Below are 10,363 nucleotides of genomic sequence, written 5' to 3'. Positions count from 1 at the left end.
GCCCGCCACCGGGAGCGGTGGCGGGCGGCACGGGTGTCCGGCGGCGGCCCACCCGGGGGCCGCCGGGGCGTCAGCCGGTGTTGCGCAGGCCGGCGGCGACGCCGTTGACGGTGAGCAGCAGCGCGCGGGAGAGCAGCTGGTCCGGCTCCTCGCCCCGCTCGGCGGCGAGCCGCTGCCGGTGGAGCAGGGACACCTGGAGGTAGGAGATCGGGTCCAGGTAGGCGTCGCGGATCTGGAGCGTCTGGCGGAGCTCCGGGTTGGCGTCGAGCAGCCGCTCCTCGCCGGTGATCCGCAGCACCTCGGAGACGGCCAGGTCGTGCTCGGCGCGGATGGTGTCGAAGACGTGCTTCAGCTCGTCGGGGACGAGGGTGTCGACGTAGTGCCCGGCGATCCGCAGGTCCGTCTTGGCCAGCGTCATCTCGACGTTGGAGAGGAAGTTGCGGAAGAAGTGCCAGCGCTCGTACGCCTCCTCCAGCACCTCGGAGAGCCCCGCCTCGCGGGCGGCGCGCAGTCCGGAGCCGACCCCGAACCAGCCGGGGACGATCTGCCGGGACTGGGTCCAGCCGAAGACCCACGGGATGGCGCGCAGCCCGTCGAGCCCGGCGCCGCTGTCGGGGCGGCGGGAGGGGCGCGAGCCGAGGTGCAGCTCCGCGAGCTGGTCCACGGGGGTCGCCGCGAAGAAGTACGCCGGGAGGTCCGGGTCCTCCACCAGCGCGCGGTAGGCGGTGTGGGCGGTGTCGGAGACGGTGTCCATCGCCGCGTCCCAGCGGGCCAGCGCCTCCTCGGGCTGGCGGGGGGCGGTGTGGAGCGCGGAGGCCTGGAGTGTCGCGGCGACGGTCAGTTCGAGGTTCTCCCGGGCCAGCGACGGCACCAGGTACTTGTCGGAGATGACCTCGCCCTGCTCGGTGACCTTGATGGCGCCCTCCAGGGTGCCCCAGGGCTGCGCCAGGATCGCGTCGTGGGTGGGGCCGCCGCCCCGGCCGACGGTGCCGCCGCGGCCGTGGAAGAGCCGCAGCCGCACGCCGTGCCGGTGCGCGACGTCGCGCAGCCGGCGCTGGGCGCGGTGGATCTCCCACTGGGAGGTGGTGATGCCGCCGAACTTCGAGGAGTCGCTGTAGCCGAGCATGACCTCCTGGAGGTCGCCGCGGAGCGAGACCAGCCGCCGGTAGGAGGGGTCGGAGAGCATCGCGTCGAGCAGCTCGTCGGCGATGCGCAGCTCGTCGGTGGTCTCCAGCAGCGGCACGATGCCGATGCGGGCCCAGCCGGCGTGGAGGTCGATCAGCCCGGCCTCGCGCGCCAGGACGGCCGCGGCGAAGACGTCGTCGGCGCCCTGGCACATCGAGATGATGTAGGACTCGATGACCTCGGGGCCGAAGGTGTCCAGCGCGCGGCGGACGGTGGCGAACACCCCGAGGGTCTTGGCCCCGTCGTCGTCGAGGGGCGCGGGGGTGGGCGCCAGTGGGCGCCGCGAGCGCAGCTCCTTGGCGAGGAGGCGGGTGCGGTAGTCGCGCGGCATGTCGGCATAGCGCCAGGACTCCTCGCCCAGGCGGTCGAAGAGCTGGCCGAGGGTGTGGTGGTGGGCGTCGGCGTGCTCGCGGACGTCCATCGTGGCGAGCTGGATGCCGAAGGCGGCGACGGTGCGGATGACCCGCTCGACCTGGCCGTCCGCGACGAGCCCGGCGCGGTGGGCGCGGAGCGACTCCTGGACCAGGGTGAGGTCGGCGAGGAGGCCGGCGGTGCCGAGGTAGTCATGGCCGGGACGGTGCGGCGCGTCGGCGGCGAGCCGGGCGCGGGTGTTGAGGAGCTTCTGCCGCACGCAGGTCACCTTGAGCCGGTAGGGCTCCTCGGCGTTGAGCCGCTTGTAGCGGGGGGTGATCTCCGGGAGGCGTTCGAGGTCCTCGGCGAGGGAGTCGCGCAGCTCGTCGGTGACGCCGGTGTTGCGGATCGAGCTGGAGAGCAGGCTGCGCAGCTCGTCGATGTGGGCGAGGGCCTGTTCGATGCCGTGCTCGTGCTGGAGCAGCAGGACGTCCCAGGTGACCTGCGGGGTCACGTTGGGGTTGCCGTCGCGGTCGCCGCCGATCCAGGTGCCGAAGGTCAGCGGGCGGCTGCCGGGCGGCAGCACGACGTCGGCGCGCTCCAGCTCCGCGGCGAGATCCTCCAGCACGTCGCCGACGGCGCCGCTGTGCAGCTCGTCGAGGTAGTAGACGGCGTTGCGCGCCTCGTCGGCGGGCTCGGGCCGTACGACGCGGAGTTCGTCGGTCTGCCAGATGAGGTCGATGTTCTCGGCGAGCCGCAGGTCGGTGCGGCGGCGGTCGGCCCCGCCGTCGCCGTTGTCGGCGTCGAGGAGGGCGGCGACGGTGCGCAGCTTGGTGAGGACCGAGCGGCGGGCGGCCTCGGTGGGGTGTGCGGTGAAGACGGGCCGGACCCCGAGGTTGGCGGCGGTCTGCCGCAGGTGCTCGGGGTCGGCGTCCTTGAGCATGTCGGCGGTGCGGGCGAGGCGGCCGCCCTCGGTGGCGCGGTGCGCGCGCAGTTCGCGGCCGCGGTGGACCTGCTCGGTGACGTTGGCGAGGTGGAAGTAGGTGGAGAAGGCGCGGACCAGCTTGGCGGCCGTCTCCAGGTCGGTCTCGCCGAGGAGTTCGGCGGCGGCCTCCCCGTCGGTGCGGGTGAGGCGGCGGACCCGCTCGACCAGCTCCAGCAGGTCCTGGCCGTCCTGCCGGACCAGGGTCTCGCCCAGGAGATCCCCCAGCCGGCGGATGTCGGCGCGGAGGGCCGCGCCGCTTTCGTGTGCGTCCTGGTCCTCGGTGGACCCGGGGTCGTGGATGGCGTCGGCGCTGCTCACAGGTACGGCTCCTTGCGGCTCTAACGACGTATCTCTACGGACCGCGCTGTCCGGCCGACCCAGGATATGCACTGGTCCCGCCGGGGGGACCCTCCTTTCACCGTCCCGGGCGCGCGTCGGGGACGGCTGACGCCCCGGCGTGCGCGCCAATGCGCACCGTTGCACCACTTCACCCGCTCTTGCGAATCTCCACACGGTTCTACCTACGCTTGCGTAGGTTACGGTACCGTAGGCCCGCATTTCCCCTTTGTACCTTTTCACTGCTCCGAGGTTCGCGTATGACCATTGATCCAGGTGTGGCGCAGGGCAGCACATCCGAAGGCTCCCGTGACCGCGAGGCCGCCACCGCCGACGGTGTGCCGCCGCCGGCACCCGCCCCGGACGCCGGCGGCCCGGAGCAGCCGGCGGGACCCTCCGCCACGCTGGGCGGTGAGCGCCGCGGCTCGCCGGAGCAGGTCGCGCTGTTCCTCTTCATCACCCTGCCCTTCGTGGCGCTGATCGCCGCCGTGCCGTTCGCGTGGGGCCGGGGCGTGAGCTGGCTGGACCTGCTGCTCCTCGCCGTCTTCTACTTCATCGGGTGCCACGGCATCACCGTCGGCTACCACCGCCACTTCACCCACGGCGCCTTCAAGGCGAAGCGTCCGCTGCGGATCGCGCTGGCCGTCGCCGGGTCGATGGCGGTCGAGGGGCCGGTGGTGCGCTGGGTCGCCGACCACCGCCGCCACCACAAGCACTCCGACGCCGAGGGCGACCCCCACTCACCCTGGCGGTACGGCGAGACGGTGCCCGCGCTGGCGAAGGGGCTGTGGTGGGCCCACGTCGGGTGGATGTTCGACCGCGAGCAGACCCCGCAGCACAAGTACGCCCCGGACCTCATCCGCGACGAGGCCGTCCGGCGGGTCTCCCGGCAGTTCCCGCTGTGGACCGCGGTCTCCCTGCTGCTGCCGCCGCTGATCGGCGGCCTCGCCACCTGGTCGTGGCAGGGCGCGCTGACCGCCTTCTTCTGGGGCTCGCTGGTGCGGGTGGCGCTGCTGCACCACGTGACCTGGTCGATCAACTCGATCTGCCACGCGGTGGGCAAGCGGCCGTTCGCGTCGAGGGACCGCTCGGGTAACGTCTGGTGGCTGGCCGTACTCTCGTGCGGAGAGTCCTGGCACAACCTGCACCACGCCGATCCGACCTGCGCGCGGCACGGTGTCGACCGGGGACAGGTCGACTCCAGCGCCCGGCTGATCCGCTGGTTCGAGAGGGCGGGTTGGGCGTACGACGTACGCTGGCCCAAGTCCTCCCGTATCGAGGCGCGGCGCGTGCGCCCCGACCGGGACTCGGAGGAGCGGGAGGGGGCATCCGTCGTCAGCGCCGGGTGACGGACCGCAGCAGCGAACCGGGAGTAGGCGTGGCGAGCGACGACAGCACGGAGAAGGCCCCGAAGCAGCCCCGGCGGGGCCGCCGCCGGATGACCGGCACCGAACGCCGGGCTCAGCTGCTGGACATCGGGCGCTCACTGTTCGCCGCACGCGGCTTCGAGGGGACCTCGGTCGAGGAGATCGCCGCCAAGGCCGGCGTCTCCAAGCCCGTCGTCTACGAGCACTTCGGCGGCAAGGAGGGGCTCTACGCGGTCGTCGTCGACCGGGAGATGGGCCGGCTGCTGGACATGGTCACCAGCGCGCTCACCGCGGGCCACCCCCGGGAGCTGCTGGAGCAGGCCGCGTTCGCGCTGCTCGACTACATCGAGCAGCACACCGACGGGTTCCACATACTGGTGCGGGACTCGCCGGTCGCCCAGTCCACGGGGACCTTCGCCTCACTCATCGGTGACATCGCGACCAAGGTCGAGGACATCCTCGGCCACGAGTTCAAGGCCCGCGGCTACGACCCGAAGCTGGCGCCCATGTACGCGCAGGCCCTGGTGGGCATGGTCGCGCTGACGGGCCAGTGGTGGCTGAACGTGCGCAAGCCGAAGAAGGCGGACGTCGCCGCGCACCTGGTCAACCTCGCCTGGCACGGGCTGTCGGGGATGGAGCACAAGCCGCGGCTGGTCGGGCACCGCCGCACCTGACCGGGCCGCCGCGCCGCCGCCCGGCCCGCGATTCGCACACCCACCTCGCCCCCGGGGCGCCGTAGGCGCCTGTCGGGCCCGTACCGCGCCGCCCGATCACCGCACCCCGCCGCCCGGTCGTACCGCGACCGGGCGGCGCGGCACGCCGATCGGGTGTCGGGCGGCCGGGGTGCTGCGGCGTGCACCGCCGGGGCCGACCGGTCGCCCTACGCTCCACGCCATGACGACCCCCGGCACCTCCCGCCCCGCCCGGCCGGCGCGCTCCTGGCACTACCTGGCGGCGGCCTACGTCTTCACCGTCGGCATGGCGGGGACCACGCTGCCCACGCCGCTGTACGGCCTGTACCAGCAGGAGCTCGGGTTCTCCTCCTTCGTCGTGACGGTGGTCTTCGCCACCTACGCGGCCGGGGTCATCGCGGTGCTGGCGCTGCTCGGCGGGGTCTCCGACCAGCGGGGGCGGCGGCCGGTGCTGCTGGCGGCGCTGGCGCTGTCGATGGCCGGCGCGCTCTGCTTCGTCTTCGAGACGGGGCTGCCGGCGCTGTTCGCGGGCCGGGTGCTCTCCGGGTTCTCCGCCGGCCTGCTCACCGGCGCGGCGACGGTGGCGGTGATGGAGCTGGCCCCGCCGGCCTCGCGCGGCCGCGCGGCGTTCGCGGCGACCGCCGCCAACATGGGCGGGCTCGGCTGCGGCCCGCTCCTCGCCGGGGTGCTGGCGCAGTACGCGCCGGCCCCGTTGCGCACCCCGTACCTCGTCCACCTGGGGCTGCTGGTGGTCGCCGTGGTGGTGACGGCGCTGCTGCCGGAGACGGTGCGCGGCGCGCGGGCGACGGGGTGGCCGCGCCCCAGGGCGCCGCGGGTGCCGCGCGAGGTGCGGTCGGTGTTCGCCCCGGCGGCGCTGGCGGGGTTCACCGGCTTCGCGCTGTTCGGTCTGTTCACCTCGGTGGCGCCGAGCTTCATGGAGCGGGAGCTGGGTGTGACCAACCTCGCGGTGGCCGGCGCGGTCGTCTTCTCCGCCTTCGCCTCCTCGACGCTCGGTCAGCTCCTCGTCGACCGCGTCACGGTGGCACGGGCGCTGCCGGCGGGCTGCCTGCTGCTGGTCGGCGGCATGGGGCTGATCGGTGCCTCGCTACTGGTGCACTCGCTGCCGCTGCTGCTGGCGGGGGCGGTGGTCGGTGGCGCCGGGCAGGGGCTGGCGTTCCGCGCGGGGATCGCGGCGGTGTCGGCCCGCGCCCCGGAGGCGCACCGGGGCGAGACGGTGTCGGCGTTCTTCGTCGCCGCCTACCTGGGCATCTCCCTGCCGGTGGTGGGCGTGGGGGCGCTGACGGTGGTGATGGGGCTGCGCGGTGCCGGGCTGGTGTTCACCGGCTGCGGGATGGCCGTGGCGCTCTTCGCGGCGGTGTGGCTGCGGGCGGGCGGCGCCGGGGGCCGTGCGCTGCGGCGTTGACCACGCGGGCGGGCGGCGCGCCAGGGTGTGGCTGCGGGAGATGCGACGCGGCCGGGCCGGCGGTGCTGCGTGGTGGCGGACAGGGGTGAACCCCCTCCCCGGGAAGGAAGCCAACCAGGGAGGGGGTTCGGTGCGCGCGCCGGTCAGAAGGCCGTAGAACCCGGCGTGCGCGAGTTGCTGTACGCCGTCAGGCGTTTCAGCGGGAGCTGCCGCCGTTGCCGGAGAGGACCTCGACGTTGGACAGCAGGTTGGACAGCGGGTCGTCGCCGTCCTGCAGCGTCGAGTTCTCGGCGCAGTTCTGCTCGTTGGTGCTGGTGAGGATGTCCTGAACGGTGATCGGGACCAGGCCGACAACGCTGCCGACGTTGAGCTTGCCCGGGATGATCGGGGCGCAGATGTCGTTCAGCGAACCCTGGACCAGGGCCATGTTCGGGCTCATGCCACCGTGGGTGGTGGTGTTGCCGAAGACCTTCTCCGCGCCGTTCCCGGACACGGCGGTGTGGCCAGCGGTGTCGTCACCGACGGCCAGCGCGGGGGCGGCGGCGGCAGCGGTGGCACCGAGGGCAGAGGCCGCGACGGCAACCGTGGCGAGCGTCTTCTTGATCACTTGCTGTGTCCTTCCGAGTGTCTGAGACTGTCCCTCGCGGGACGGCCTGAACAACTGGCCACAGCACGAAGAGTTTCCCTGAGTCACCCGTTTGGCCCCCTCTGGTACCTCGTTCAGGTTCCCGGGGTGCACCAAGTGGACGTTTCGGGGCCGCGACGGGTGCCGGGCCGCCGCTCACCTGCGGCGACCCGGTACCCGTGCGCAGCCGGCGCGCGGTCACCCCGCGGCGCGGTCACCCCGCGGCACGGTCACCCCGCGGCACGGCCGGCGCGGTCGGCACCCAGCAGCGCGGTCACCTTGATCTCGACCCGCATCCCGGGGGCACCGAGGCTGGGGACGCCGATCTCGGTCCAGATCGGGGCGCGCTCCCCCATGCGGCGGCGGAACTGCTCGACCATGACCCGGTTGTGGGCGATCCCGATCTCGTCGGGCTCGGTCGGGACGTGGAAGGAGTCGACCGAGATGACATCCGGCCAGCCCGCCCCGGCGGTGGCGAGGGTGCGCTCCACGTTGTCGAAGGCGCGGACGATCTCCTCCTCCAGCGACTCGGGGAAGTTCAGCTCGTCGTCCCAGCCGCCCTGGCCCGAGATCTCCACGCGGTCGCCGATCCGCACGGCCTGGTGGTAGCGCATGTTCTCCAGCTGGGTGTCCCCGTAGCCGGGGGTGGCGAAGAACTCGGGGGTCTCGGCATTGGCGCTCATGGTGAATCCTTTCGCTTTGACTTCAACCTTGTAGCGAACGTAGCACAGTTTCAGTTCACGCGTGAAGTCATGCAGCTTGATATCGTGACCCCCATGGCGAGCAGCGACCCCGATCACCGGAGCAGGAGGCGCGGCACCCCCGCGCCGGACGGCGGGTCCGCGGAGGGCGGGGACGCCGGGGAGCCCGTCTGGCTCGACCCGGCGGAGAAGGAGGCCTGGACGGGGCTCATCTCGCTGGCGCTGCTGCTGCCGGGCCGGTTGGAGGCCCCGCTCCAGCGCGAGGCGGGGCTCACGCTCTTCGAGTACCTGGTCCTCAGCCACGTCTCCGAGGCTCCCGACCGGCGGCTCCGGATGAGCGAACTCGCCCATCTCGCCAACGGCTCGCTCTCCCGCCTGTCGAACGTGGCGCGGCGGTTCGAGCAGCGGGGGTGGCTGCGGCGCTTCCCCGACCCCGAGGACGGGCGGGTGACCATCGCGGAGCTGACGGACGCGGGGTTCGCCGTGGTCGAGGCCGCGGCCCCGGTCCACGTCCGGTCCGTGCGCGAGCTGGTGCTGGACCCGCTGACCGCGGCCGACCAGCGGGCGCTGGCCCGGCTCGCGGCGAAACTGCGCACCCGCCCGGCGGACCTGGCCTGACGCGCGGCCCCGCGCCCGGCTGCCCGGCGCCTCACCCGCCCGGCGTGGCCCGCCCCGGCAGCCGGCCCCGGCAGCCGCCGGGCCCCGGCCTCAGTCCGCCCGTCGCCGCGCCACGACGAAAATCCGCCGGAACGGCAGGACGGTGCCGAAGGAGCCGGCCGGGTAGGCGGGGCGCAGCCGGTCGCGGTACTCGGCGAGGAACGCCTCCACCGCCTCCTGGTCGTCGGCCAGCGCGTCGAGGACGGGGCGCAGCGCGGTGCCGCGCATCCACTCCAGGACGGGGTCGGGCCCGAGGAGGAGCTGATGGTAGGTGGTCTCCCAGGTGTCGACCTCGCAGCCGAGGACGGTGAGCGCGTCGAGGTAGCCGCCGGGTTCGTGGACGGGCGTCCCCTCGCGCAGCACGCCGGCGAGCCGGTCGCGCCAGCGGGGGGCGAGGCACTGGACCCGCAGCAGGAGGTGGCTGGGGGCGCCGAAGTTGCCGGGGACCTGGAAGGCGAGGCTGCCACCGGGGGCCAGGGCGGCGATCCAGCGGGGGAAGAGCGCCACGTGGTCGGGGACCCATTGCAGCGCGGCGTTGGAGACGATCAGGTCGTGGGGCTGCCGGGGCCGCCAGGTCGCGATGTCGGCCCGCTCGAAGGCGAGGCTGCCGCCGCCGGGGGTGGGACCGGCGAGGGGGGCGGCGTGCTCCAGCATCTCCGCTGAGCTGTCGTAGCCGGTGACGTGCGCATCGGTCCACCGCTCCGCGACGACGGCGGTGGGGCCGCCGGGTCCGCAGCCGAGGTCGGCGATCCGGGGGTGCTCGGCGCGGAGCGCCGGGACACGCGCGATCAGGTCCCGCAGCGGGCGGGTGCGGTGGTCGGCGTAGCGGTTGTACTGGTCGGGGTCCCAGCGCGTGGTGGTCATGGCGCCACCCTGCCGCCTGATTCTCTCGACGTCAAGATAGTTGCGATCAAGAGACTTCACGTCGACAGAACTACTACACTGATGCCATGGAGGACGAGGTCGATCGACTGGTGGCAGCCTGGCGGCGCGAGCGCCCCGATCTCGACGTGGAGCCACTGGAGGTGCTGAGCCGCGTCGGGCGGCTCTCCCGGCACCTCGATCGCGCACGTCGCATCGCCTTCGCCGAGCTGGGCCTGGAGCCCTGGGAGTTCGACGTGCTGACCGCGCTGCGCCGCGCCGGTTCGCCGTACCAGCTCTCCCCCGGCCAGTTGCTGACGCAGACGCTGGTGACCTCCGGCACGATGACCAACCGCATCGACCGGCTCGCGAAGAAGGGACTGGTCGAACGGTTGCCGGACCCCACCGACCGCCGCGGGGTGCTGGTCCGGCTCACCCCGACCGGCCAGGACCACGCGGACCGCGCGCTGGCGGGGCTGCTGGAGCAGGAGCGGGCGATCCTCGCGGAGCTGTCGCTGACCCAGCGCCGGGAACTGGCCGGTCTGCTGCGGGAGCTGACGGCACCGTTCGACAACACGGGCCACTGACGGCACGGGCCACGGACGGCACCGACTGCGGGCGGCTGCGGCGGCTGACGGCTACTGCCCCGCCCGGCCGGGCACCGCCGGGCGGCGTCAGCCCTCGACGGGCGGGACGCCGGCGCGACGCGCCACGGCGACCGCCGCCAGGGTGGAGTGGACACCGAGCTTGCCCAGCACGTTCTGCATGTGGGTGCGGACGGTGTGCGGGGAGAGGTAGAGCCGTTCGGCGACGGCCTTGCGCCCCATGCCGGCGAGCATGCAGCGCAGCACCTCCAGCTCACGCGGGGTCAGCGAGTCGGCGAGCCGCTGGTACTCGCCGCGCCCCTGCCGCTCGCGGGTCATCTCGCGCAGCACCCCGGTCAGCAGCGCCGGCGGCAGGTGCGTCTCGTCCCGCAGCACGCCGCGCAGCACGTGGGTGAGGCGCGCCAGCGAGCTGTCCTTGGCGACCCACCCCAGCGCGCCCGCCGCGAGCAGCCGCGCCGCCGTGCCCGCGTCGTCCCGGCCCGCCAGGACGACCAGCCGCAGCCCGGGCTGGGCCAGTAGTGAGGCGTCCTGGTCGGGGCGCGCGACACTGGCAGCCGTAGCTGTCCTTCCACCGC

10 protein-coding genes are annotated in these 10,363 nt (G+C 73.7%); 5 read left to right on the top strand and 5 right to left on the bottom strand.

Translation table 11 applies throughout. The features are described from left to right. Window positions 1–70: 70 nt before the first annotated feature. Complete coding sequence (gene ppc / locus HCN56_RS19475; RefSeq protein ID WP_167972948.1) at window positions 71–2,839, bottom strand: phosphoenolpyruvate carboxylase; 2,769 nt, start codon at window positions 2,837–2,839, stop codon at window positions 71–73. 278 nt (window positions 2,840–3,117) lie between these two features. On the opposite strand from ppc, the gene HCN56_RS19470 reads away from it, so the two are divergent. The 3 genes from HCN56_RS19470 to HCN56_RS19460 all read left to right on the top strand — a co-directional run bounded on the left by HCN56_RS19470 (window position 3,118) and on the right by HCN56_RS19460 (window position 6,339). Continuing rightward, the gene (locus tag HCN56_RS19470) at window positions 3,118–4,206 is read left to right on the top strand and encodes an acyl-CoA desaturase (protein ID WP_167972946.1); all 1,089 of its coding nucleotides are present in this window, start codon (window positions 3,118–3,120) and stop codon (window positions 4,204–4,206) included. Window positions 4,207–4,295: 89 nt separating this feature from the next. Continuing rightward, entirely contained in the window at window positions 4,296–4,898 is a 603-nt protein-coding gene (locus HCN56_RS19465; protein WP_209312946.1) for a TetR/AcrR family transcriptional regulator, read from the top strand. A gap of 220 nt (window positions 4,899–5,118) precedes the next feature. After that, entirely contained in the window at window positions 5,119–6,339 is a 1,221-nt protein-coding gene (locus tag HCN56_RS19460) for an MFS transporter (RefSeq protein ID WP_167972942.1), read from the top strand. Window positions 6,340–6,535: 196 nt separating this feature from the next. On the opposite strand, the gene HCN56_RS19455 is transcribed toward HCN56_RS19460, so the two are convergent. Together HCN56_RS19455 and HCN56_RS19450 are read right to left on the bottom strand one after the other, a co-directional pair. After that, entirely contained in the window at window positions 6,536–6,946 is a 411-nt protein-coding gene (locus HCN56_RS19455) for a rodlin (protein ID WP_167932924.1), read from the bottom strand. A gap of 248 nt (window positions 6,947–7,194) precedes the next feature. Next, complete coding sequence (locus HCN56_RS19450; RefSeq protein WP_167972940.1) at window positions 7,195–7,647, bottom strand: RidA family protein; 453 nt, start codon at window positions 7,645–7,647, stop codon at window positions 7,195–7,197. Between the two features lie 93 nt (window positions 7,648–7,740). Here HCN56_RS19450 and HCN56_RS19445 point away from each other — a divergent pair, with 93 nt between their 5' ends. After that, window positions 7,741–8,283: a MarR family winged helix-turn-helix transcriptional regulator gene (locus HCN56_RS19445; RefSeq protein ID WP_167972938.1), complete on the top strand. Its 543-nt coding sequence runs from the start codon at window positions 7,741–7,743 to the stop codon at window positions 8,281–8,283. A gap of 90 nt (window positions 8,284–8,373) precedes the next feature. Here the strand turns inward: HCN56_RS19445 and HCN56_RS19440 are convergent, their stop codons facing one another. Next, complete coding sequence (locus HCN56_RS19440; protein ID WP_167972937.1) at window positions 8,374–9,186, bottom strand: trans-aconitate 2-methyltransferase; 813 nt, start codon at window positions 9,184–9,186, stop codon at window positions 8,374–8,376. Between the two features lie 86 nt (window positions 9,187–9,272). Here HCN56_RS19440 and HCN56_RS19435 point away from each other — a divergent pair, with 86 nt between their 5' ends. Further along, entirely contained in the window at window positions 9,273–9,770 is a 498-nt protein-coding gene (locus tag HCN56_RS19435; protein WP_167972935.1) for a MarR family winged helix-turn-helix transcriptional regulator, read from the top strand. An 87-nt stretch (window positions 9,771–9,857) separates the two neighbouring features. On the opposite strand, the gene HCN56_RS19430 is transcribed toward HCN56_RS19435, so the two are convergent. Then, window positions 9,858–10,363 (bottom strand): helix-turn-helix transcriptional regulator (locus HCN56_RS19430; RefSeq protein ID WP_167972934.1); only part of this gene is annotated, 506 nt, incomplete at its 5' end.

This window comes from Streptomyces lonarensis, assembly GCF_012033735.1.
GTDB classification, from domain to species: Bacteria; Actinomycetota; Actinomycetes; order Streptomycetales; family Streptomycetaceae; genus Streptomyces; species Streptomyces lonarensis.
The sequence above is the reverse complement of the archived record's forward strand: the minus strand, read 5'-3'. Positions and strand labels throughout refer to the sequence as shown.